The sequence below is a fragment of the Devosia naphthalenivorans genome (genome assembly GCF_003056355.1).
GTDB lineage: Bacteria > Pseudomonadota > Alphaproteobacteria > Rhizobiales > Devosiaceae > Devosia > Devosia naphthalenivorans.
This window is the reverse complement of the sequence record NZ_PYVW01000015.1, coordinates 36,513-59,793: the sequence shown is the minus strand read 5'-3', so window position 1 is coordinate 59,793 and position 23,281 is coordinate 36,513. Positions and strand designations below refer to the sequence as shown.

Here is a 23,281-nt window from a genome sequence, read left to right as displayed (position 1 = left end):
CTAAAGGCAGCAAACGCGGGCGCCAGAGGGGTGTGCGGGGCAAACAGTGCAACACCAGAAATTGGCGACGATCGAGGATGTTGCGGCCATTGCGGGCGTCTCCATCGCCACCGTGAGCCGGGCCATCAATGAGCCCACTAAAGTCGCCGATGAAACCCGCCGCCGGGTCAGCGAAGCCATAGCCCGCACCGGCTACACCACCAACGCCATGGCGCGCTCCCTGCGCATGCGGCGCTCCAAGATGATCCTGATTCTGGCGCCGGACGTTGGGGATCCGAATTTTTCCAATATCCTGGTCGGGCTTGAAACCGAGGCGAGCAAGCGCGGCTATGGCGTGCTGATCGGCAACACCCAAAACGATGCCGCGCGCGAAACGGATTATCTGCGCTTCATCAGCTCGAATCAGGCCGATGGCTTGATTCTGTTTACCGGCCATCTGCCCTATGGCTTCGGCAGCGATGGCGGGGAGTCGCGCCTGCCGCCGATGGTTGCGGTTAACGAGCCGGTGAGCGACAGCGACGTGCCCTTTGTCGGCGTCGACAATTTCGAGGGCGCGCGCATCGCGGCTGAACATTTGATTTCGCAGGGCCATCGGCGCATTGCCTTTATCGGCCATTCCAGGAGCCGCGCGGTGAACCAGTTGCGCGAGCAGGGCTACCGTGCTGCGCTGCAGGGGGCTGGAATAGTTGTCGACCCCCGCCTGATCCTCGACGGGGATGGCACCACCGAAAGCGGCCGGCAGGCCACCGAGCACATGTTCGTCCGCGACGTGCTGCCCACGGCATTCTTCTGCGTCAACGATGCGACGGCGTTGGGCGTCATCATCTCGCTTAACGCCCGTCGCTATGACTTGCCGCGCGAATTCTCCGTGATGGGGTTCGATGATATTTCGTTCGCCAGCTTCGTCAGCCCCTCGCTGACCACCATGAAGCAACCGCGCCTCAAGATCGGCGAGGAAGCCATGGACTTGCTGCTGGCGCGGCTGGAGGGCGAGCCGTTGCGGCGCAAGGAGGTATTATTGCGGGCCGAACTGATCGTCCGTAATTCGGTGGGCCGGCCAAGGCGCGACTAAAGCAGGAAACGAGTTTGCCAGAAACAAAAACCATCCTGATCGTAGGCATCGGCGCCGGTAATCCGGAGCATATGACGGTCCAGGCGATCACTGCGCTGAACCGGGCCGATGTGCTGTTCATCCCCGACAAGGGGGCAGGGAAGGCAGATCTCGCCGATCTGCGGCGCGACATCGCGCGCCGCTATGTCACCAATCCGCAGAGCCGGATGCTGGGCTATGCGGTGCCCAAACGCGATCTGGCCAATCCGGATTATAGCCGAAGCGTCGAAGATTGGCACGATGCGCTTGCGGCGCAGTTCGGCGAGTTGCTCGATGCCGTGCCCGACGGTGGAGCGGGGGCGTTCCTGGTGTGGGGCGATCCCGGCCTTTACGATAGCACGATCCGCATCGTGGAGCGCCTGCAGCGTAGCCGGTCCATCAAGGTCGAGATCATTCCCGGTATTACCTCGATCCAAGCGCTGACGGCAGCACACGGCATTGCCCTCAACCGGATCGGCGAGCCGGTCCACATCACGACCGGCCGACAACTGGGTTCAGTTGATGCGGACACGGTGGTGATGCTCGATGGGCAAACGGCGTTCCTAGATGCCGATCCGGACTTGCACATTTTCTGGGGCGCCTATCTCGGCACCCCGGACGAGATTGTGATCTCGGGCCGCCTGGGCGAGATCAGGGACCAGATCGCCGAGACGCGCAAGGCGGCGCGGGAGCGGCATGGCTGGATCATGGACACCTATCTGCTGCGCAAGCCGGAGTAGCGCTCCAGATAGGCCGTGCCCCAAACTCTACGCAGCCTCAGGCGTATATCCAGCTTCCCGGATCGCCTCTTCGCCCTTCGCCCGGTCACCAGTGAACTCCACCCGATGGCTGGCCAGATCCACCGAAATCTCTGCCCCCGGCAGCGCCTCTTCGAGTGCCTTGCGGACCGTGCCGACGCAGTGGCCGCAGGTCATGTCGTTGACGGTGAGGATGGTCTTGTCAGTCATGTCAGTGTCCTTTCATTGAAATTGTTTCGCCCGCCAGATCATCCAGGATCGGGCAGTCGGGGCGGTTGTCGCCGCCACAGCAATGGGCAAGATGCGTTAGGGTATTCACCATGCCCTGCAACTCGTTGATCTTGGTTTCGAGCGCAGCGATGTGCCCGGTAGCGATGTCCTTGACCTCTGCGCTGGCGCGGGACTTGTCCTGCCAGAGGCTGAGCAGCGTTGCCGTCTCCTCGACGGAGAAACCAAGGGTCCGCGCCCGCTTGACGAAGCGCAGCACATGCACCTCGTCCGAGCCATAGACGCGGTAATTGCTCTCGGTGCGCGAGGGCGCGCGGATCAATCCGATGGATTCATAATAGCGGATCATCTTGGCCGATACGCCCGAGGCGCTGGAGGCTTGCCCGATATTCATAAGCGTACTCCTTTGACAGTGCGAAGGCGCTGCGCATTGCCAACGACGAACACCGAAGACAGTGCCATCGCGCCAGCGCTGATCATTGGGTTGAGCAGGATGCCGAAAGCGGGGAACAGCGCCCCGGCCGCAACGGGTATCAGCAGCACGTTGTAGCCGAAGGCCCAGAACAGGTTTTCCCAAATGTTCTTCATCGTGGCGCGGCTGATCGTGAGCGCATCGAGTACGCCCTTGAGATCCCCGCCTAGCAATACAACGTCGGCGCTCTCGATGGCCGCATCGGTACCGGTGCCGACAGCGATCCCGACATCGGCTTCCGCCAGGGCAGGCGCGTCGTTGATGCCGTCGCCGACGAATGCCACGGAACCAGACGAGCGCAGCCCCTTGAGCGTGGCGACCTTGTCGGCTGGCAAGACCTCGGCCCGCACCTCGTCAATGCCCAATTGGCGGGCGATGGCTTCAGCGGTGCGCTGATTGTCGCCCGATATCATCACGGTCCTCAGACCCATCCCATGCAGCGCCGCGATCACGGCCTTGCTTGACGGCTTGATGGTATCGGCCACGACGATTGCCGCAGCCAGCTTGTCTTCGATGGCGGCAAAGACTGGCGTCTTGCCCTCGTCGGCAAGCCGCTCAATGGTCTGGGTGAAGTCGCAAAAGTCCAGGTGCTGCAGATGGCGCTGCGAACCGATGGACACGAGCCGCCCATCGACACGTGCCATCACGCCATTGCCGGCGTGCGAATTGAAGTCCGTCACCGTGCCAAGCACCAGCGCACTTTTCTTGGCCGCAGCAACGATGGCAGCAGCGATCGGGTGCTCCGACTTTGCTTCCACCGCTGCTATCAGAGCCAGCACCTCGTCATGCTCGAAATCATCGTCGAGGATGAGGTCGGTCAATACCGGCTTGCCCTGCGTCAGCGTGCCGGTCTTGTCGAATGCGACAACCCTAACGTCACGCAATTGCTGCAGCGCCTCGCTCTTGCGGAACAGCACGCCCAGTTCTGCCGCCCGGCCCGTTCCCACCATGATGGAGGTGGGCGTGGCGAGGCCCATGGCACAAGGGCAGGCGATGATCAGCACGGCGACGGCATTGACCAGGCCAAAAATGTAGGCGGGCTCTGCCCCCCAGATTGTCCAGACGGCAAAGGTGAGGATAGCCAAAGCGATAACCGCCGGCACGAACCACAGCGTGATCCTGTCGACGACGCCCTGGATCGGCAGCTTGCCGCCCTGTGCTTCTTCGACCATGCGGATGATCTGCGCCAGCATAGTATCGCCGCCAACCTTGGTCGCGCGGAAGCTGAAGCTGCCGGAGGTGTTGATGGTGCCGCCGACTACGGCCGCGCCAACGGTCTTGGAGACCGGGAGGGGCTCGCCCGAAATCATCGACTCGTCGATATGGCTGGCGCCTTCGATGATCTCGCCATCCACCGCGATCTTCTCGCCGGGGCGGACGATGATGACATCGCCGGCAACCACTTGTTCGACGGGCAGCTCGACTGTTTGGCCATCGCGTTGCACTCGGGCCGTCTTGGCCTGCTCGCGCACCAATCGCTGGATCGCCTCGCCGGTGCGGCCCTTGGCCATTGCCTCGAGCAGTCGCCCCACCAGGATCAGCGTCACGATGACGGCCGCGGCCTCATAATAAACATAGCGCGTGCCCTGCGGCAGCACTTGCGGGGCAAAGGTGGCGACCGCCGAATAGAGATAGGCTGCGCCCGAGCCGAGCGCGACCAGGGAGTTCATCTCCGGCGCGCCGCGCAGCAGAGCCGGGATGCCGATCTTGAAAAAGCGCCAACCGGGAACGAACAGCACGATGCTGGTCGCTATAAAGTAGAGCGTCCACAGCACATCCATGGAGATCACGGACATCTGCCACATGTGGAACGGCATATAGAGATGGCCCCCCATCTCCAGCACGAAGAGCGGCAGGGTAAATGCTGCCGCAATTAGCACGTCGCGGCGCAACACGGCCGCATCCTCATCGTGATGTTGATGCGATCCGTGGTCATGATGATGGGCCCCTGGCGTCTTGCTGCCTTTATAGCCCGCCTTCTCGATTGCCTCGAGCAAGGGATCGAGGTCGTAAGCTTCGCCGAGTTGCACGGTGGCGCGCTGGGTGGCCAGATTGACCGAGGCCGAAGTGACACTCGGCACTTTCATAAGGCTCTTTTCCACCCGCGCCACGCAGGACGCACAAGTCATGCCTTCGATGTCGATGGATATGGGCTTGGTATGGACGTGTTCATTCATGGCAATCACCTCGTCCGACATCATATAAACCTTCCAATGATGGTAAGGTCAAGGCCATGTAGGGAATAATCGAGGTTCCAGCCAGCCGCATGGCTCCTGACCAGATGGTAAAATTTGATTTTACGGCGCGCGGTCAGAAGGAAAGCTAGTAAACTCCTTGCTAATCAGCATCTTATGAAGGCGACGGCGTGGCTATGTTCCGGTCGGGCGGGGACAGGCGACAGAGGTCAGACTGCCAGATTGCCTCTTCTGCTTGCACCCACTGCATAACGGTTGTGCACAAAGCCCATCTTCTAATCACGACCGGGCGGGTCTATATAGAGGTCATCAAACGAAGGGGAACCGAAAATGAACATCCGCCAGAAAATCGCAAAGTTTGCTCAGTATCAGCGCACGATGCGCGAGCTCAACGCTCTCGACACCCGTCAGCTGAATGATCTGGGCATCACCAAGGGCGACATCAAGAACATCGCTCGCGGCAACTACACCAACTAAGACTTGGTCGCTGCTTTAAGATTTGAGATGAAGGCGTCCATTCGGGCGCCTTTTGTCTTTTCTGGGTCCGGTTTTTACCGGATCAGATCTGCCAGCTTTCCGCCCAACGCGGCAATCAGGTCGTCCGGCTTCATTCGGATCTGCAATCCGCGCTGACCGCCATTCAAAAAGCATTCATCTTCAAGGCAAGCGAGCTCTTCCACCGCGGTCGGGATCGGCTTTTTCTGCCCGAACGGGCTGATGCCACCCACCTTGTAGCCGGTCAAACGCTCCGCATCCGCCGGCTTCATCATGTGCGCCGACTTGCCGCCGAAGGCAGCCGCCAGCTTTTTCATGTTGACCTCTTCATCCGAGGGCACCACCACACAGACCGGCTTGCCATCCACCTCCGCCATCAGCGTCTTGAGCACGATGGACGGCGAAACCCCCAGCGCTTCAGCAGCTTGCAGCCCGACCCGATCGGCATCGGGGTCATAGTCATAGGTTGCCGTGCTGAACGGCACTCCGGCCCTGGTGAGCGCAATAGTGGCGGGCGTGGTCTTGGACATGGGCCATTTCTAGTGAACACGAGGCCGCCCGCGCAAGCCGCAACCCTCACTTTTTGCGGCAAACCACCTTGTCCTCTGTCGCCCCGATATCCCGCAGCAAATGCGGCGAAGCATTGATCAAATCAATCGTCGCCTGCCGCCGGCGCCGATCAGCACTGGACAGATGCGGAAATCGCCAGTGAAACAGGTGAGCGGCAGCGGCGAACGGCTTGGCAATCACAGTCATGGCTACAACCATCCTTATGCGGACGGCTCCCGGATTGTTTTAACAGTTCCAGGATTGCTGGTATTGCGGCCGATTTCCAACTAAAGCTCCGATGGCGTGCATAAGGAGATTTGATCCATGTCAGCATTGCCGCCTCTTACCGCAGTGCGCGCCTTCGAGGCCGTTGCGCGGCATTTGAGCTTCACCCGGGCGGCCGAGGAACTGGGCATGACCCAGGCCGCGGTGAGCTACCAGATCAGGATTCTCGAGGAGCGCGTCGGCGCGCCGCTCTTCCTGCGCAAGCCGCGTCAGATTGCGCTGAGCGAGACCGGCGCCCGGCTGGCACCCGAGGTGACGCACGCCTTCGAAACATTGCGCAGCGCCTTTGCCGATAGCCGCGGCCGCATCGACGGCATGCTCGGCATTACCTCGGTACCGACCTTTGCCAGCCATTGGCTGGTGCAAAATCTGGGGCATTTCCAGCTGCAGCATCCCAATCTGGCCGTGCGCGTGGAAAGCTCGCCGCGTGTGGTCGATTTCGCCACCGAGGAGTTCGACCTGGGCATCCGCGGCAGTATCGGTGTGCCGCCGGGCCTCGCCGGGCACTTCCTGCTCGCAGCGGATTTTACCCCCATGCTCAGTCCGCGTCTTGCCGACTCGATCGGGGGCATCAGGGAGCCTGCCGACCTGCTGAAGCTGCCCATGGTCGATGCCGACGATCCATGGTTCTCGCTCTGGTTCGAGCAGGCTGGGGTGACTGGCTACAGCATAGAGACGCGCCCGATCAGCCAGCTCGGCTCTCAGAACCTCGAAGCCGCAGCAGCGATTGCGGGGCGCGGCGTCGCCATGTTGACGCCGGCATTCTATGTCGAGGACATCGCCGCCGGTCGCCTGATCCAGCCCTTCGACCTGATCGCCTCCGATAAGCACAGCTATTATCTCGTCTATCCCGAGGCGCGGCGAAACTCCCCCAAGATCAAGGCCTTTCGCGAATGGATCATTCCAGCGACGGAGCCGCTGCGGGCCGGCGGGGCGACGCGCCAGCCATGACAATAGGCCCGTGGATCGCTTCACGGGCCTTCGCTTTCTCCCCGCGGGAGGCGCGTGGATATCTAGACGATACCGCCGGAACCGGCGGCGACTTCTGGACGGATTTCGGCGACTTTCTGGCGGTACCCCGCCGCGCGATAGGTGCCGAGCAGGTCGATGGCGCCTCCCTTTTCAAACCGCGACATCGCCAGGATCGGTTCGACATCAGTGCGGTAGGCGGTGCGCAGACGCTGCGTTGCGGTTAGCGGATCGTTAGCATCTTGAGCCTCCGATAGGCCCTTCCGGTCAACAAGCAGCGCCTGCGCATAGGCACGCTGCACGTCGGACGCCGACAGCATCAGCGACTCGATTGGATCGGTGACGTTGTGGGACTGGTCCAGCATGTGGGCCGGATGGAAATTGGCGTCGCGCGTTTCGATGTCGACCAGCTCGTTGAAGACGAGGAACAGGCGATAGGGATCGACCGAGCCGGCGTCGAGATCGTCGTCGCCATATTTGCTGTCGTTGAAGTGGAAGCCGCCGAGCTTGCCGAACTGGGCCAGGCGCGAGACGATCATCTCGATGTTTACGTTGGGCGCATGGTGGCCGAGGTCGACCAGGCAATAGGCCTTCTCGCCCAGCTCCTTGGCGATGATGTAATTGGTGCCCCAATCCTGCACGACGGTCGAATAGAACGCCGGCTCGTACATCTTGTGTTCGGTATAGATGCGCCAGTCATCGGGCAGGGCGGCGTAGATAGCCTTGGCCGAGTCGAGATAGCGCTCGAATTGGGTGGCGAAGTTGACCTGGCCGGGGAAATTGGAGCCGTCGCCGATCCAGACGGTCAGGGCCTTGGACCCAATGGTCTTGCCGATCTCGATGCATTCGAGATTGTGCTCGATTGCCTGCTGGCGGGTAGGGGCGTCGGCGGCCGAGAGGGAGCCATACTTGTAGCTCTGCAACTGGCCCTTGGCATCAGCAAAGGTGTTGGAGTTCATCGCGTCGAAGCCGAGGTTGAAGCGCGATGCAGCTTGCTTCAGGCGGTTGGGATCGGCCTTGTCCCACGGGATGTGGAGCGAGACGGTGTTGGTCGCCTGCGTCAGCTGGGCGATAACGGCGCAGTCCTCGATCTTGTCGAAGATGTCGCGCGGCTCGCCAGGGCCGGGGAAGCGGGCAAAGCGCGTGCCGCCAGTGCCAACGCCCCAGGAGGGAACGGCGATGTTGAATTGGGAAACCTTGGCTTTGATGGCATCGATGGAGATGCCGCGCCGGTCGAGGCGCTCGCCCAGGCTGTCATAGTCGGCGCGCAGACTGGCCTCGTGCTTGGCGTTCTCGGCTTCGACGGTGGATTTGTCGATGATGTATTCGGTCATTTGTTTCCTCCGGCTGCTCCACTCACTCGGTGTCGTACCGGCGAAGGCCGGTATCCATCTTGACGTCTCAGGATGGACCCCGGCCTCCGCCGGGGTGACACGTGGGTGTGGAGAGATAGCGCCCCTTACCGCGTAAACGACTGCGCGTTGCCCGCGTCGACGTTGATGATGTTGCCCGTGGACTTGGCCGACGCCTCCGAGGCAAAGAAATAGATAGCTTCGGCGATGTCCTCGGGGAACACGGAACGCTTCAACATGGAGCGCTCGCGATACATCTCCTCCAGGCCGTCCTTGTCGGTCTTGTAGGTCGATGCGCGCTGCTCTAGCCATTCGCCTGCCCAGATCTTGGAGCCGCGCAAAACGGCGTCCGGGTTGACGACGTTGATCCGGATCTGCTCGCCAGCGCCTTCCAGCGCCAGGCAGCGGGCCAGATGGATTTCGGCGGCCTTGGCGGTGCAATAAGCGGCAGCGTTTGGCGACGCGGCAAGGCCGTTCTTGGATGCAACGAACACGACATTGCCGCCGATTTTTTGTTGACGGAACAGGCGGAACGCTTCGCGGCTGACCAGGAAATAGCCCGTGGACAGGATGTCCATGTTCTTGTTCCACAGCTCGAGCGTGGTGTCCTCGATCGGCGCGGAGGACGCGAGGCCGGCATTGGACACGAGGATGTCGAGCCCGCCGAACTCCACCACGGCGTGGGCGAAGCCGGAAATGACCTGCTCTTCGCGGGTGACGTTGATGTTGACCGGGCGGACGACATCTTTGCCGAACACGGAGCTCAGCTCTTGATTGGCGCTGTCGAGCGCTGCCTGGTCGATATCGGCTAGTACCACGCAAGCGCCTTCGCGCAGGAGGCGAACGGCAGTGGCCTTGCCGATGCCGCCGGCGCCGCCGGTGACCAGCGCAATCTTGCCGGCAAGGGACTTTGGCTTGGGCATGCGCTGGAGCTTCGCTTCCTCCAGCAGCCAGTATTCGATGTCAAAGGCCTCCTGCTCAGGCAGGCCCTGGTACTCGCTGACGGTGGAGGCGCCGCGCATCACGTTGATGGCGTTGACATAGAACTCGCCGGAGATGCGAGCGGTGGCCTTGTCCTTGGCGAAGGTGATCATGCCGACGCCCGGGATCAGGTAGACCACGGCATTGGGATCGCGGATGGCGGGCGAGTTGTCGTGTTTGGAGCGCTCGTAATAGGCGGTGTAGTCGGCGCGATAAGCGGCAATCGCGTCAGCCAGGTCGGCGATGACGGCATCAACGTCGGGATTGGCAGGGTCGAAGTCGATCACCAGTGGGCGGATCTTGGTGCGCAGAAAATGGTCGGGGCAGGAGGTGCCCAAGGCGGCGAGCGGACGAAGGTTCTTGGAGTTGACGAACTCCAGCACGGCTGCCGAGTCATCGAAATGGCCGAGCTTGTGGCTGTCTTCGGAGATGAAGCCACGGATCTTGGGCATCAGGCGAGCGGCAATGGCGCGGCGCTGTTCGGCAGGCAAGGACTCGACGGCCTGGCCGCCAAAGATGGTCTTGCCTTCGGTCTTCTTTTCAAACCATTCGATGGCCTGGTTGATGATGCCGATCGTGGTTTCGTAGCATTCCTTAGGCGTGTCGCCCCAGGTGAAGAGGCCGTGCGATTCAAGGATCAGGCCCTTGGCGTTGGGGTTCTCTTCGCAGAACTTGCCCAGCCATAGCCCGAGCTCGAAGCCGGGCTTCTTCCAGGGGAGCCAGCCGATCGTGTCGCCAAAGATCTGCTGCGTGAGCTCGCGCGAGTTCTTGGAGGCCGCAATGGCGATGATCGCATCGGGGTGCATGTGATCCACGAACGGGTGGTTCACATAGGCATGAAGCGGGGTGTCGATCGAAGCGGCGCGTGGATTGAGATTAAACGTGGCGTGGGGCAAATAGCCCACCATCTCGTCTTCGAATTCGACGCCGCGATAGAGACCCTTCAGCGCGCGCAGCTTGTCCATGTAGAGCGTCGAGAAGCCATCGAGCTTGATCGAGGCGCTGTCGCCGCCCGAGCCCTTGACCCAGAGAACTTCCACCATCTCGCCGGTGAGCGGGTCCTTCTGCATGATTTTGGAGGAGGTGTTGCCGCCACCATAATTGGTGACGCGCTTGTCGCTGCCCAGCAGGTTCGAGCGATAGACGAGGCGCTCGGGCTCGCTCATGGCGGCGGCCTTTGCGTCATCCCAAAGGTTCGCAAGGCGCTTGGGCGCGGTGGTGGACATGGGGTCTCCTCCAAAGAGATATGGTCAAGAATTGAGCGGGAGATGGCCACGATCGCCCGTCAGTGTCAATCACAATCAATCACGAATGATCGCGATCGGCATTCGTTGTTCAATGATGATGGTTTGTTGATTGACACTGATCGGATTCAATGTGAAGGAATGCGTCAGGAGGATGGCAGCATTGCACGAGAGTGAGCGACATAGAGTGATCCTGGCCGCGGTCCAAAGCCGCCCGGTGATGACCGTTGCCGATTTGTGCGAGGTGACGGGATCGTCCGAAGCCACCATTCGCCGCGATATCGCAGCACTGGACGAGCGTGGGGAACTGCGCCGGGTGCGCGGCGGGGCCGAGGCGGTCAATCCGCCCGAGCAGTCCGCGCTGATGGGGCGGCCATTCTCGGTCAACGAAACCATCAACATCGCGCAAAAGCGCGCCATCGCCCGCGCTGCCGTCGACCTCTGCCGCGATGGCGAGCCCATCATCATCAATGGCGGCACGACGACCTACCAGATGGTGCACCATCTGGCGGGCCGGCGGCTCAGCGTTTTCACCAACAGCTTCGCCATTGCCGAATATCTCATTCACAACTCGCGCAATTCCGTCGTCATTCCCGGCGGCACGATCTATCGCGAGCAGAACGTGATCCTGTCGCCATTCGGCGGCGTGGTGGCGAGCCACTTCTATGCCAAGCGCATGTTCCTGGGCTGCCAGGGCATCGGCGCGCATGGGCTGATGGAAGCCGACCCGATGGTGGTCCAGTCCGAACTCGCCCTGATCGGGCAGGCGGACGAAGTCATCGTGCTTGCCGATTCATCCAAGTTTTCGGGGAGATCGAGCCTCATCCTGTGTGGGCTCGACCGAATAGCCGCCGTCATTACCGACAGCGGAATACGCGACGAAGACCGCCAGATGCTGGAAACGGCAGGCGTGCGGCTCATCGTGGCGGAAACAAGTGCCTCAAGTGAGCGGCAAGCTGCCGTCGCCTGAAGCGAAACGCAAAGACCAGAAGATCCCAGGGAGGGAAACCGAAGTGAAGCTTTTGAAAGTACTGGCCGCCACCACTGCCGTTGCAGTGTTGCTCGCCGCTCCAGCCTATGCCCAGACCCGCATCGCGCTCGTCGTGAAGTCGCTCGGCAACGGCTTCTTTGACGCCGCCAACAAGGGCGCGCAGGAAGCTGCCGCCGAACTGGGCGATGTCGAAGTCATCTATACCGGCCCAACAGCTGCAACCGCCGAAGCCCAGATCGAAGTCATCAACTCGCTGATCGCCCAGCAGGTCGACGCCATCGCCATCTCCGCCAACGATCCTGATGCGCTGGTGCCGGCTCTGCAGCGCGCCATGCAGCGCGGCATCAAGGTTGTGTCGTTCGACTCCGGCGTTGCCGAAGAAGGCCGCCAGATCCATCTTAACCCATCCGACACCGCCCTGATCGGCGAAACCATTATCAAGCTGGCCGCCGATTATCTGCCCGAAGGTGGCGACGTGGCGATCCTGTCGGCTGCGTCAACGGCAACCAACCAGAACGCCTGGATCGAAGCGGCCAAAGCTGCGCTGCCCGAGAAGTTCCCCAACATCAATCTGGTCGCGACCGTCTATGGCGACGACGACTCGGTGAAGTCCACCGACGAAGCCAAGGGCCTGATTGCAGCCTATCCTGATCTCAAGGCCATCATAGCCCCGACCACGGTCGGCGTTGTTGCGGCGGCCCAGGTGGTCACCGACCAAGATTTGATCGGCAAGATCAACGTGACCGGCCTCGCGCTGCCATCCGAGTTCAAGCAGTTCATCGACAATGGTGCTTCGCAGGCCGTTGCCCTGTGGAACCCGATCGATCTGGGCTACTCGGCCGTGATGCTGGCCAACGCACTGGTTGAAGGCGAAGAAGCTGCTCCGGGCGCAACCTTCTCGATCGGCCGCGTTGGCGAAGTGACCCTGGACGACACCAACGCTGCTGCAATGGCCGTGCCGTTCCAGTTCGACAAGTCCAACATCGAAGAGTTCAGCAAGATTTATTGAGACTGCTACGGCCGGGCGCATGCGCCCGGCCACCTTCCAACCCACGGCGTCATTCCCGCGAAGGCGGGAATCCCCTTTCAGCCGAAGGGAGATTCCCGCCTTCGCGGGAATGACGTGGTGAAGGCTCAAAGACCGCTTCATGACCGAACCCATCCTCACCCTCTCCGGCATATCCAAGAGCTTCCCCGGCGTTCGGGCGCTCAACGATGTGTCGCTGGAGCTTTATCCCGGCGAGGTCACCGCGCTGATCGGCGAGAACGGCGCGGGTAAGTCGACGCTGGTCAAGACCATGACCGGCATCTACCAACCAGACGCCGGTGAAATCCGGGTCGCCGGCAAGATCGTGACGCTGCCGACTGCCCATTCTGCATCGGCGGTCGGCATCACGGCGATCCATCAGGAAACCGTGCTGTTCGACGAGATGACCGTCGCCGAAAACATCTATCTGGGCCACGCGCCGCGCAACCGTTTCGGGATGATCGATTGGCGCAAGATGCGTGCCGAAGCCAGAGCGACGCTGGACGCCATGGCGGCGGGGATCGACCCCGACATCAAGCTTAGGGAACTCGGCATTGCCAAGAAGCACCTCGTGGCGGTAGCGCGGGCGCTCTCGATCGATGCTGCTGTGGTCATCATGGACGAGCCCACCGCCGCCTTGAGCCAGAAGGAAATCGAAGAACTCTACGTCCTCATCGAACTGCTCAAGCAGGACGGCAAGGCGATCCTCTTCATCTCCCACAAGTTCGACGAAATCTATCGCATCGCGGACCGCTTCATCGTGTTCCGCGATGGGGAACAGGTGGGCAAGGGAATGATCAAGAACACCACCCAAAGCCAGATCGTGCAGATGATGGTGGGCCGTGCCGTCGACCACATCTTCCCTGAGCGCACAGCGACCATCGGCGAGACCGTGCTCGAAGCCAATGGACTGAGCCACCCCACCGAATTCGAGGACATCTCCTTTGCCGTGAGCAAGGGTGAGATTCTCGGCTTTTACGGGCTGGTCGGGGCAGGGCGCTCCGAGGTGATGCAGGCCGTCTTCGGCATGACCCAGCCGTCAAGCGGCTCCCTGGTCCTAAACGGGCAAATCATATCGCCGAAATCCGCCGCGGACGCCGTCGAAGCCGGCATCGTCTATGTGCCCGAGGAGCGCGGCAAGCAGGGCGTCATTACGGGAGAACCGATTTTCAAGAACGTCTCCTTGCCGTCGCTTCGCAAGACGTCCAAGTCCGGCTTCCTGCGCATGGCCGAGGAATATGCCCTCGCCCGCACCTATACCGAACGGCTGGACCTGCGCGCATCCTCCCTCAGCCAAGACGTTTCGACCCTGTCGGGCGGCAACCAGCAGAAGGTGGTGATCGCCAAGTGGCTCGCAACGCTGCCCAAGGTCATCATTCTCGATGAACCGACCAAAGGCATCGACATCGGCTCCAAGGCGGCCGTGCATCAGTTCATGAGCGAACTGGTGGCCGAGGGCTTGAGTGTGATCATGGTCTCGTCCGAACTGCCCGAAGTGCTGGGGATGAGCGACCGCATCGTCGTCATGCGCGAGGGCCGGATCGTCGACACACTGGAGAACAACGGCCTGCAGCCCGAAACGCTGGTGCGGCTGGCCGCCGGCATAGCCGAGGAGCAGGCGGCATGAAGGCGCTGACCAAACACCGCGAAATCTGGCTCGGCCTCGCCATTCTGCTGCTGCTGGTGATCGTCACCGCGCGTTTCCCGCGCTTCGCTCAGCCGCAGAATCTGCTGACCATTTTCAACGACACCTCCATTCTGATGATGCTCGCACTCGGGCAGATGGTGGTGATCCTCACCCGCTCGATCGACCTGTCCATGGCCGCCAATCTGGCGCTCACCGGCATGATCGTCGCCATGACCAACGCGGCATTCCCCGGCGCGCCGATCCCGCTGCTGATGGCGATGTGCGTCGTCATTGGCGCAGGGCTGGGCGCGTTCAATGGCGTGCTGGTGTGGAAGCTGAGCATCCCGCCGATCGTGGTGACGCTCGGCACGCTGACGATCTACCGCGGCCTGGTGTTCGTGATTTCCAACGGCGCCTGGGTCAACGCGGCCCAGATGAGCCCCGATTTCATCAATCTGCAGCGCATGGTGTTCCTCGGCCTGCCATTGCTGAGCTGGTTCGCCATCGTCGTGGCGCTGCTGTTCTGGCTTATGATGACGCGAACACCTCTCGGGCGCTCCTTCTATGCCATCGGCGTCAATCCGACAGCATCGGTCTATACCGGCATCGACGTAGGCCGCACCAAGTTCATGGCCTTCACCATTGCGGGCGCCATGGCCGGCCTTTGCGGCTATCTCTGGGTGTCCCGCTACGTGATCGCGTCGACGGAAGTGGCGAGCGGATATGAACTCACCATCATCGCGGCCTGCGTGATCGGTGGCGTGTCCATCGCCGGCGGCATCGGCACCGTCACGGGCGTACTGCTCGGGGCGCTCTTCCTCGGCGTCATCAACAACGCCCTGCCTGTCATCAATATATCGCCGTTCTGGCAGATGGCGATTTCCGGCTCGGCGATCCTGCTTGCCGTGGTGCTGAACGCCCGTGGCGAACAACGCAAGGGCCGGATCATCCTGAAGAAGGCGGAGGCCGTATGACCGACACAACCGCAACCCCTCGCCGCCTACCTAACCGTCTGGATAGCCCGTTCAAGGCAACCGTGTTGAGCTGGGAATCGCTACTGGTGCTGGTGGCCATCGCCATCTTCATCCTCAATTCACTCGCATCGCCCTACTTCCTGAACGAATGGTCCCTTTCGGACATGACGTTCAACTTCACCGAGAAGGCCTTGATTGCGCTCGCCATGGCGCTGCTGATCATCTCCGGCGAAATCGACCTGTCGGTTGCCGCGATCATCGCACTGGCATCCACGCTGATGGGTTGGGCGCTGCAGTTTGGTGCCGACACGCCGGCCCTGGTGGCGATCGGCATCGGCACCGGCATCCTCTGCGGCGCGTTCAACGGCTTCCTTGTGACCGGCCTCAAGCTGCCGTCCATAGTGGTCACGATCGGCACCATGAGCCTCTTCCGCGGCATCAGCTTCATCATCCTGGGCGACCAGAGCTTCAAGGGCTATCCGGCAAGCTTTTCCTGGTTCGGCCAGGGCTATGTATATTGGGTGATCTCGTTCGAACTCGTGCTGTTCCTGGTTTGCGCCGCTGTCTACTTTGTGCTGCTGCAACGCACCAATTTCGGGCGCCGGGTCTACGCTATCGGCAATAACGACGTGGCGGCGGAGTTCTCCGGCGTGCGTGTCGCTCGTACCAAGTTCATCCTGTTTTGCCTCACCGGCCTGATGAGCGGCATGGCAGCGGTTCTGCTGACTGCGCGGCTCGGCTCCACCCGCCCGTCGATTGCCGAGGGATGGGAACTCGAAGCCATCACCATGGTGGTGCTGGGCGGAGTTTCGATCCTGGGTGGCGCCGGCTCGATCGTGGGCGTCGTCCTCGCGGCGCTGATCATGGGGCTGGTGACCTTCGGGCTGGGTCTTCTCAACGTGCCGGGGATCGTGATGTCGATCTTCATCGGCGCATTGCTGATCATGGTGATCGCCCTGCCGATCCTGTTCCGCATGTGGCGGCAGCGATCATCGGTGCGCAGCGCCTAGAAGCACGGTATAGAGACGGCATGAACGAACATGCTGTCTCCCTCTCGTCCGAGCCAATCCTGCTCAGTGGCAAGCCGCTGAGTTTTTCCGACATTGCCCGAATAGGAACCCGCAAGGCCAGTGTGCTCGCCGATCCGCTCGCGATGGAGCGCGTCGGCAATGCACGCGAGGTCATCGAGGATGCCATTGCGCATCGCCGGCCGGTCTATGGCTCGACCACCGGAGTGGGCGCCATGAAGGATGTGGAGTGGACGCCCGACCAGTTGGACGAGTTCAATCTGGGCCTGGTCCGCGCCCACCATTTCGGTACCGGTGAAGCCTTCTCCTCCGAGATCGTGCGCACGGCTATGGCGATCCGCGTCAACATGGCGCTGACCGGCCGGGTCGGCTGCACTGCCGATCTGGTGGAGGCTTATCTGGCGTTGCTCTCGGCCGATGTGGTGCCGGTGGTGCGGCGAACCGGCTCGATCGGTTGCGCGGACATTGGCTTGATGGGCCAGATCGGCGCCGTGCTGACCGGCTCGGGTGAGGCCATATTTGCCGATCGCCGCCAGCCTGCCGGACAAGCCCTGGCAGCGGCAGGGCTCAAGCCATTCCGCCTGGCTCCGCGCGATAGCCTGGCGTCGATATCCACCAATGCTGTTGGCTATGCCGCGGCCGCCACGGCCATTCGGCAAGCTGCGACCACGGTACGCGTGATGCTGGCAACGGCCCTGACGACTGCAGGGGCCTTGGGTGCTTCGCGCGACCCGTGGAAGGCCGTGGCCCATGTCGGCACCGATCGCGAAGCCGGGATCGGCGCTTGGCTCTACTTCAATGCCAAGGGTTGGGACTGGCCTGATGCCACCCACATTCAGGACCCATTGAGCCTGCGCATGATGAGCCAGGTGTTTGCCACCGCTTTCGATACGCTGGTAGTGGCGGGCAAGACCTTGCTCGCCGCCACGGGGCGGACTGACGATAATCCAGTGGTTGCCGGCGGGCAAATCCTGACCTCGGGCGGTTCCCTGCCGCTTGATGTGACCGTGTTCCTGCAGACTGCCCAGCTTGGGCTGACGCATGTGGCGCGCAATTCGTTCAACCGCTGCGTGCTTCTCGGCAATGGCGGTCGCCGGGAATTGCCGGTCAATTTGGTGGCGCCGGGCGCCATCGCTACGGGCTTCGGTCCGATCATCAAGCTGGCGGGAGAATTGTTCGCCCGCGTCCTTTCCATGACCAACCCCATTTCGGCCAATTCGATGGTCGTCGCGGGCGGCATGGAGGACGAAGCGGCGTTCCTGCCGCTTGTCGTTGAACGTCTGGAGCGGCAAGTGCTGGCGCTGCAGCGGCTTGCGGCGCTTGAGGCGATCCTTGCTGCCCAGGCGCTGGACATTACGCAGGACAGTCCCGGCAATGTGCCCGGCATGATTTATGACCTGGTCCGGCAGCACGCCGCCTACTATGTCGCCGACCGTCCGCTGTCGGCTGAAGTGGAGGTGGTGGAAAGGGCATTGCAATCCCATCCATTCATGGGTGAACTTATCGCCCACTCAACCGTCATGGAACTGGATGAGTTTTTCGCGTTGGGCCTGGTTCCGTAGCATTTGCGGCCTAGCCCAATTCTGCCAAAACGGTAATCTACGTTGGACAAGAGCCGCGCTGCGCGGTGAATGCCCAGGGAAACGGAGAAATCATGCGCCTCAAGTCCACTCTTCTGAGCGCCGTTGCTGCGCTCGCCATCTCGGTCACTTCGGCCAATGCCCAGGTTGTCGTTTCCTCCAAGATCGATACCGAAGGCGGCGTGCTGGGCAACATCATCAAGCAGGTGCTGGAATCCAATGATATCTCGGTGGAAAACCGCATCCAGCTCGGCGCCACCCCGATCGTGCGCGAAGCCATCACTGCGGGCGAAATCGACATCTATCCCGAATATACCGGCAATGGCGCCTTCTTCTTCGACAAGGCGGAAGACCCGATCTGGAATGACGCAGCATCGGCCTATGCCGAGGTCGCCAAGCTCGACTATGAAGCCAACAAGATCGTCTGGTTGACCCCATCGCCGGCCAACAACACCTGGGCGGTCGCCATCCGTAGCGATGTGGCAGAGGCCAACAACCTGACCACGTTCACCGAGTTCGGCGCCTGGGTTGCCGGTGGCGGCGAGGTGAAGCTCGCGGCCTCCGCCGAGTTCGTGAACTCGCCTGCAGCGCTGCCCAAGTTCCAGGAAGTCTATGGCTTCACGCTCTCCCCGGATCAGCTCGTGACCCTTTCGGGCGGCGACACCGCGGCAACCATCGCCGCTGCTGCCCAGCAGACCAATGGCGTCAATGCCGCGATGGTCTATGGCACCGACGGCGGCATCGCGCCCTCCGGCCTAACGGTTCTGGAAGACGATAAGGGCGTGCAGCCGGTCTATCAGCCCGCGCCGATCATCCGCGAAGAAGTGCTCGCCGAATATCCGCAGATCGAAGAACTGCTCAAGCCCGTGTTCGAAAGCCTCACCCTCGAAGTGCTGCAGGAACTCAATGGCCGCGTCCAGGTCGGCGGCGAAGCAGCCGCTGCCGTGGCGACCGACTATCTGACGACGGCTGGCTTTTTGCAGTAGGGGCAGAGTTTGGAGCCCACCGCGTCATTCCCGCGTTCGCGGGAATGACGCGGTGGGAGGCGAGGTGTCTCCTCACCCGGGATGACACCGCGTTTTTGGTGGCGGCGTAGCACGATCCCACCCGAACATCCGGAGCCTGCATGAGCCTTGCCGCAGCACAGAGTGCAACGTCCCGCCCCACCTGGCTCGCCCTCGACAAACTCGGCGTCCTCATCGCCCTGATTGCTCTTGCCGGCGCCGCATTGCCATTCGCCCTATTCCGCGCCAACCGCATCGTGCTCGGCGAACCACGTTCGCTGCTCGATGCACTGCCAAGCTTCCCCGCTGCCCTCCTGATCGGAATATTGCTGGTCGGTTTCGCCGTGGCGTTGCTCAGGCTGCCCATCATTGCCAAACTGGTCGCGGGCTTTGCTGTCCTTGCAACTTTGTTCGTCGTCATCGGCTGGTCGGCCGGATACCTCACCCCGGAGGGTGACACCTTCGCCCGGGTTTCCCCCGGCGCCGGCTTCTGGCTGCTGGTCTTTGCCTTTGCGCTCCTGGTCACCGACGCGCTGACCCGCCTACGCCTGGCGCCTCTAGCGCGCATCGCTATCCTCTTGGCCGTGATTGCCGCCGCCACACTGCTGCTCTGGAGCGGCAGCTGGAACGATCTGTCGCTCCTCAAGGAATACAGCACCCGCGCCCCCGCATTCTGGGCCGAAGCGCGTACCCATCTGGCGCTGGCGTTCGGCTCCGTCGCCATCGCCGCAGTGGTCGGCATGCCGCTTGGCATACTCTGCTACAAGGTCCGGCCCGTCCGGGCGGCGGTGCTCAATGTGCTAAACATCGTCCAGACCATTCCCTCGATCGCGCTCTTCGGCCTGCTGATTGCGCCGCTGGCCTGGGTGGCGGCGAACGTTCCCGGCGCGTCCGCCGCCGGTATTTCCGGCATCGGGGCCGCGCCGGCCATGGTTGCGCTCTTCGCCTATTCGCTGCTGCCCATCGTTTCCAACACCGTGGTCGGCCTGCTCGGCGTTCCGCCTGCTGCCGTGGACGCGGCCAAGGGAATGGGCATGACCGGCCGCCAGCGCATGGTCGGCATCGAACTGCCGCTGGCCTTTCCCGTCATCCTCACCGGCATCCGCATCGTGCTGGTGCAAAATATCGGCCTCGCCACCATCGCCGCATTGATCGGCGGCGGCGGCTTCGGCGTGTTCGTTTTCCAGGGCATCGGACAAACGGCAATGGATCTCGTGCTGTTGGGCGCCATCCCCACCGTGGCGCTGGCTTTCGCGGCCGCCGTCGTGCTCGACGCGCTGGTAGAAATGACATCGCGCGGAGTGCGCCGTCCATGATCGAAATCGACGACATCACCAAGGTCTACAACACCACCGCGGTCGTGGACCGGGTGACACTCACCATCGAGCCGCACAGCATCTGCGTGATCGTGGGCACCTCCGGTTCCGGCAAGACCACGCTGATGCGAATGATCAACAAGCTGGTGGAGCCAACCTCCGGCCACATCCGTATCGATGGGCAGGATATCGCCGGCATCCCCGCCTACGAGCTGCGCCGCAGGATAGGCTACGCCATCCAGGGGCACGGGCTTTTCCCCCACCGCACGGTGGGCCAGAACGTGGCAACCGTTCCCAAGCTGCTCGGCTGGGACAAGCGCAAGACCGCCGACCGCGTTGATGAATTGCTCAGCCTCTTCCAGCTCGACCCTGCCGAGTTCCGCGATCGCTTGCCGCACGAACTCTCGGGCGGCCAGCAACAGCGCGTCGGCGTGGCGCGGGCGCTGGCGGCCGGGCCCAATATCCTCTTGATGGACGAGCCCTATGGCGCGCTTGATCCCGTCATCCGCGCCAAGGCGCAGGAGGATTTGCTGTCCATCCAGCGCCGTTTCGGCACCACCGTGGTGCTGGTGACGCACGACATGGAGGAAGCCATCCATCTGGGCGACGTCATCGCCGTGATGGACAAGGGCAAGCTGCTGCAATGCGACAAACCCGCCGAAATCATCGCCAATCCGGCCACGCCCTTCGTCGCCGAACTGATCGGCACCAGCGAACGGCCATTCCGCCTGCTGTCGCTCGCCACAGTGGCGGACCATCTTGAACCGGGCACGCCGGACGGCGAGCCCATCGACGCCACCGCATCCCTGCGAGACGCCTACGCCGAGCTCCTGTGGTCCGGCCGCTCGGCCCTGCCAGTCCGCCGGGACGGCCAGCTCGTCGGTCAGGTGACCCTCGACGCCCTCGCGCGATTGGCGCGTCCGCAATGACCATCGGCAATCTGCTCAGGGTTCTTGCCTTCGCGATCCTGGTGTTGCTGCTGGTCAACCCCGACCTGTTCAGCGGCTTCTTCGGGCTCTTTGCCCGCGACACCCAGCCGGCGATCTACAACCAGGGCAATCTGCTCGATATCACCATCAATCACCTCGGCATCGTGTTGGCGGCAACGCTGGCGTCCACCATCATCGCCGTGGGCTTGGCGATCATCGTTACCCGCCCATTCGGCGCCGAATTCCTGCCCCTGTCGCGCTCGCTCGCCAATGTCGGGCAGACGTTTCCCCCGGTGGCCGTCCTCGCGCTCGCGGTGCCGATGCTGGGTTTCGGCACTGCACCGACGCTGGTGGCGCTGTTCCTCTATGGCCTGCTGCCGATATTCGAGAATACCCTGACCGGGCTCACCAATCTGCCGCCGGCAGTGACAGACGCCGCCAAGGGCGTCGGCATGACGGGCTGGCAACGGCTGGTGAAAATCGAACTGCCCCTGGCGCTGCCGGTGATTCTGGCTGGGATCAGGCTCTCGACCGTCATCTCGCTCGCCACCGCCACGATCGGCTCCACCGTCGCAGCCCGCACCTTGGGCGAAGTCATCATTGCCGGCCTCACCACCGGCAATACGGCCTTCGTGTTGCAGGGCGGCTTGATCGTCGGCGTGCTGGCGGTATTGATCTATGATGCGCTGTCGGCGCTGGAGCGCACATTGATGCTGCGCACCGGCCAATTGGGAAGGGCGTCTGCATGACCAGAGCGAGGGCCTGTTCCGATGTCTGATTTTGACCTCTCGCTTTCGGGCACAGTCGTGCTGCCGCACACCATTATCGAAAATGGCTATGTGGCCTTTCGCGATGGCAAAATTGCCCATGTGGGCGAAGGCACCGCGCCTGCCGCCAAGGAGCGGCACGACCTCGGCAATGCCCTGATCCTGCCCGGCGCAATCGACGCGCAGACCCATTCGCTGAGCCAGAAGGACCAGGAGGATTTCATCTGGTCCACCCGTTCGGCAGCGGCGGGTGGCGTCACCACAATTGTCGACATGCCCTATGACGAAGGCAATCTGGTGTGCTCGGCCGAAGCCGTCCGGCGCAAGATCGCCCATGCGGAACCGCAGGCGCGGGTGGATTTCGCGCTCTATGGCACGGTTCTGCCGGAGGAGGGTGCCTCGCGTATCCTCGAGCAGGTGGAGGCCGGCGTTGCCGCCTTCAAGTTCTCCACCTTCGGCACCGATCCGGTTCGCTTTCCGCGCATTCCGCCTGCGCTGCTCGAGGAGTGCTTCGCCGCCATCGCGCCCACCGGATTGACGGCCGGCGTACACAATGAGGATGATGAAGCGGTGCGCGCGGCCATCGCCAAGGTCAAGGCGCAGGGCATCACCGATTATCGCGCTCATGCCATGAGCCGCCCGCCGCTCACTGAATTGCTGGCGAGCCTGCAGATCTACGAAACCGGCGCCCAGACCGGCTGCCCGGCCCATGTGGTGCATTGCTCGCTCGGACGCGGCTATGAAATCGCCCGCCTCTATCGCGACCAGGGCTTTGCCGCCACCATCGAGTGCTGCATTCACTATTTGACCCTGGACGAAGAAAACGATGTCGCCCGCCTGGGCGGCAAAGCCAAGATCAACCCGCCGATCCGGCCGCGCGCCGAGGTCGAAAAGCTCTGGGAGCACGTCCGCCAGGGCAATGTAACGCTGGTTTCCACCGATCACGTCAGTTGGTCTGAAAATCGTAAGAACAATCCCGACATGCTGGCCAATGCTTCGGGCGTACCGGGTCTGGAAGTCATGGTGCCGCTCTTCGTGATGGGCGCGCTGCAGCGCGGTATTCCGCTGACCTGGGCGGCAAGGCTGATGGCCGAAAATCCGGCGCGCCATTTTCGGCTGAGCCAGAAGGGCGCGCTGGAAGTGGGCAAGGACGCCGATATCGCCGTGCTGTTCCCGCGCCCCCAGCGCTACGATGCCGCCGCCAGCGGGCACAATGTGGTGGGCTGGTCGCCCTACAATGGCATCGAACTGCCCTGGACTGTGGGGCTGACCTATCTGCGCGGGAGCCAGGTATTCGATGGCACCAATGTTGCGGAGCCGGGAAGTGGGCGGTTTGTGCGGCCGGAATGGAAGCACTGATGTTCATCGCCCAAACATCCCCCCACCCAGCCTCCCCCGCAAGGGGGGAGGTGCCGCATCC

22 protein-coding genes are annotated in these 23,281 nt (G+C 62.3%); 15 read left to right on the top strand and 7 right to left on the bottom strand.

Going from position 1 to position 23,281, the window contains the following annotated elements:
• Positions 1-46: 46 nt before the first annotated feature.
• Both C8264_RS16880 and cobF read left to right on the top strand, forming a co-directional pair.
• The gene (locus C8264_RS16880) at positions 47-1,072 is read left to right on the top strand and encodes a LacI family DNA-binding transcriptional regulator (RefSeq protein ID WP_108462155.1); all 1,026 of its coding nucleotides are present in this window, start codon (positions 47-49) and stop codon (positions 1,070-1,072) included.
• A gap of 14 nt (positions 1,073-1,086) precedes the next feature.
• Positions 1,087-1,830 (top strand): precorrin-6A synthase (deacetylating), encoded by a 744-nt coding sequence (cobF, locus tag C8264_RS16875; protein WP_281261461.1) that lies wholly within the window; start codon positions 1,087-1,089, stop codon positions 1,828-1,830.
• A 27-nt stretch (positions 1,831-1,857) separates the two neighbouring features.
• On the opposite strand, the gene C8264_RS16870 is transcribed toward cobF, so the two are convergent.
• From C8264_RS16870 to C8264_RS16860, 3 genes are read right to left on the bottom strand one after another with little or no spacing between them, the layout of a single operon-like run.
• The gene (locus tag C8264_RS16870) at positions 1,858-2,058 is read right to left on the bottom strand and encodes a heavy-metal-associated domain-containing protein (protein WP_108462154.1); all 201 of its coding nucleotides are present in this window, start codon (positions 2,056-2,058) and stop codon (positions 1,858-1,860) included.
• A gap of 1 nt (position 2,059) precedes the next feature.
• Positions 2,060-2,470 (bottom strand): Cu(I)-responsive transcriptional regulator, encoded by a 411-nt coding sequence (cueR, locus tag C8264_RS16865; protein ID WP_108462153.1) that lies wholly within the window; start codon positions 2,468-2,470, stop codon positions 2,060-2,062.
• On the bottom strand, positions 2,467-4,725 hold the full coding sequence (locus C8264_RS16860; RefSeq protein WP_281261460.1) for a heavy metal translocating P-type ATPase: 2,259 nt from the start codon (positions 4,723-4,725) through the stop codon (positions 2,467-2,469). Before C8264_RS16860 ends, cueR begins: the two co-directional genes overlap by 4 nt.
• Positions 4,726-5,073: 348 nt before the next feature.
• Here C8264_RS16860 and C8264_RS16855 point away from each other — a divergent pair, with 348 nt between their 5' ends.
• Positions 5,074-5,220, top strand: coding sequence for a DUF1127 domain-containing protein (locus C8264_RS16855; protein ID WP_108462151.1), 147 nt, complete (start codon positions 5,074-5,076; stop codon positions 5,218-5,220).
• Positions 5,221-5,294: 74 nt separating this feature from the next.
• On the opposite strand, the gene ybaK is transcribed toward C8264_RS16855, so the two are convergent.
• Both ybaK and C8264_RS16845 read right to left on the bottom strand, forming a co-directional pair.
• Positions 5,295-5,768 carry a Cys-tRNA(Pro) deacylase gene (gene ybaK / locus C8264_RS16850; protein WP_108462150.1) on the bottom strand — a complete coding sequence of 158 codons (474 nt, stop codon included), beginning with the start codon at positions 5,766-5,768 and terminating at the stop codon, positions 5,295-5,297.
• A gap of 46 nt (positions 5,769-5,814) precedes the next feature.
• Positions 5,815-5,994, bottom strand: a complete 180-nt coding sequence (locus tag C8264_RS16845) for a hypothetical protein (RefSeq protein WP_162783710.1) — start codon at positions 5,992-5,994, stop codon at positions 5,815-5,817.
• 117 nt (positions 5,995-6,111) lie between these two features.
• On the opposite strand from C8264_RS16845, the gene C8264_RS16840 reads away from it, so the two are divergent.
• Positions 6,112-7,023: a LysR substrate-binding domain-containing protein gene (locus tag C8264_RS16840; protein ID WP_108462148.1), complete on the top strand. Its 912-nt coding sequence runs from the start codon at positions 6,112-6,114 to the stop codon at positions 7,021-7,023.
• A gap of 62 nt (positions 7,024-7,085) precedes the next feature.
• On the opposite strand, the gene rhaI is transcribed toward C8264_RS16840, so the two are convergent.
• Both rhaI and C8264_RS16830 read right to left on the bottom strand, forming a co-directional pair.
• Complete coding sequence (gene rhaI / locus C8264_RS16835; RefSeq protein ID WP_108462147.1) at positions 7,086-8,375, bottom strand: L-rhamnose catabolism isomerase; 1,290 nt, start codon at positions 8,373-8,375, stop codon at positions 7,086-7,088.
• Positions 8,376-8,500: 125 nt separating this feature from the next.
• Positions 8,501-10,600: a bifunctional rhamnulose-1-phosphate aldolase/short-chain dehydrogenase gene (locus tag C8264_RS16830; protein WP_108462146.1), complete on the bottom strand. Its 2,100-nt coding sequence runs from the start codon at positions 10,598-10,600 to the stop codon at positions 8,501-8,503.
• A gap of 181 nt (positions 10,601-10,781) precedes the next feature.
• On the opposite strand from C8264_RS16830, the gene C8264_RS16825 reads away from it, so the two are divergent.
• The 11 genes from C8264_RS16825 (at position 10,782) to C8264_RS16775 (ending at position 23,220) form a co-directional block, all read left to right on the top strand.
• Positions 10,782-11,588 (top strand): DeoR/GlpR family DNA-binding transcription regulator, encoded by an 807-nt coding sequence (locus C8264_RS16825; RefSeq protein ID WP_108462221.1) that lies wholly within the window; start codon positions 10,782-10,784, stop codon positions 11,586-11,588.
• A gap of 43 nt (positions 11,589-11,631) precedes the next feature.
• On the top strand, positions 11,632-12,618 hold the full coding sequence (gene rhaS / locus C8264_RS16820; RefSeq protein WP_108462220.1) for a rhamnose ABC transporter substrate-binding protein: 987 nt from the start codon (positions 11,632-11,634) through the stop codon (positions 12,616-12,618).
• Between the two features lie 139 nt (positions 12,619-12,757).
• Positions 12,758-14,263: a sugar ABC transporter ATP-binding protein gene (locus tag C8264_RS16815; protein WP_108462145.1), complete on the top strand. Its 1,506-nt coding sequence runs from the start codon at positions 12,758-12,760 to the stop codon at positions 14,261-14,263.
• Positions 14,260-15,237 (top strand): ABC transporter permease, encoded by a 978-nt coding sequence (locus C8264_RS16810; protein WP_108462144.1) that lies wholly within the window; start codon positions 14,260-14,262, stop codon positions 15,235-15,237. Before C8264_RS16815 ends, C8264_RS16810 begins: the two co-directional genes overlap by 4 nt.
• Positions 15,234-16,247 carry an ABC transporter permease gene (locus tag C8264_RS16805; protein ID WP_108462143.1) on the top strand — a complete coding sequence of 338 codons (1,014 nt, stop codon included), beginning with the start codon at positions 15,234-15,236 and terminating at the stop codon, positions 16,245-16,247. The genes C8264_RS16810 and C8264_RS16805 overlap by 4 nt, the downstream gene beginning before the upstream one ends.
• A gap of 20 nt (positions 16,248-16,267) precedes the next feature.
• On the top strand, positions 16,268-17,827 hold the full coding sequence (locus C8264_RS16800) for an aromatic amino acid lyase (RefSeq protein WP_108462142.1): 1,560 nt from the start codon (positions 16,268-16,270) through the stop codon (positions 17,825-17,827).
• A 92-nt stretch (positions 17,828-17,919) separates the two neighbouring features.
• On the top strand, positions 17,920-18,831 hold the full coding sequence (osmF, locus tag C8264_RS16795; RefSeq protein WP_108462141.1) for a glycine betaine ABC transporter substrate-binding protein OsmF: 912 nt from the start codon (positions 17,920-17,922) through the stop codon (positions 18,829-18,831).
• A 140-nt stretch (positions 18,832-18,971) separates the two neighbouring features.
• Entirely contained in the window at positions 18,972-20,165 is a 1,194-nt protein-coding gene (locus tag C8264_RS16790) for an ABC transporter permease (RefSeq protein WP_108462140.1), read from the top strand.
• On the top strand, positions 20,162-21,094 hold the full coding sequence (locus C8264_RS16785) for an ABC transporter ATP-binding protein (RefSeq protein WP_108462139.1): 933 nt from the start codon (positions 20,162-20,164) through the stop codon (positions 21,092-21,094). The genes C8264_RS16790 and C8264_RS16785 overlap by 4 nt, the downstream gene beginning before the upstream one ends.
• Positions 21,091-21,843 carry an ABC transporter permease gene (locus C8264_RS16780; protein ID WP_108462138.1) on the top strand — a complete coding sequence of 251 codons (753 nt, stop codon included), beginning with the start codon at positions 21,091-21,093 and terminating at the stop codon, positions 21,841-21,843. Before C8264_RS16785 ends, C8264_RS16780 begins: the two co-directional genes overlap by 4 nt.
• A 21-nt stretch (positions 21,844-21,864) precedes the next feature.
• On the top strand, positions 21,865-23,220 hold the full coding sequence (locus C8264_RS16775; RefSeq protein ID WP_108462137.1) for a dihydroorotase: 1,356 nt from the start codon (positions 21,865-21,867) through the stop codon (positions 23,218-23,220).
• Positions 23,221-23,281: the final 61 nt, after the last annotated feature.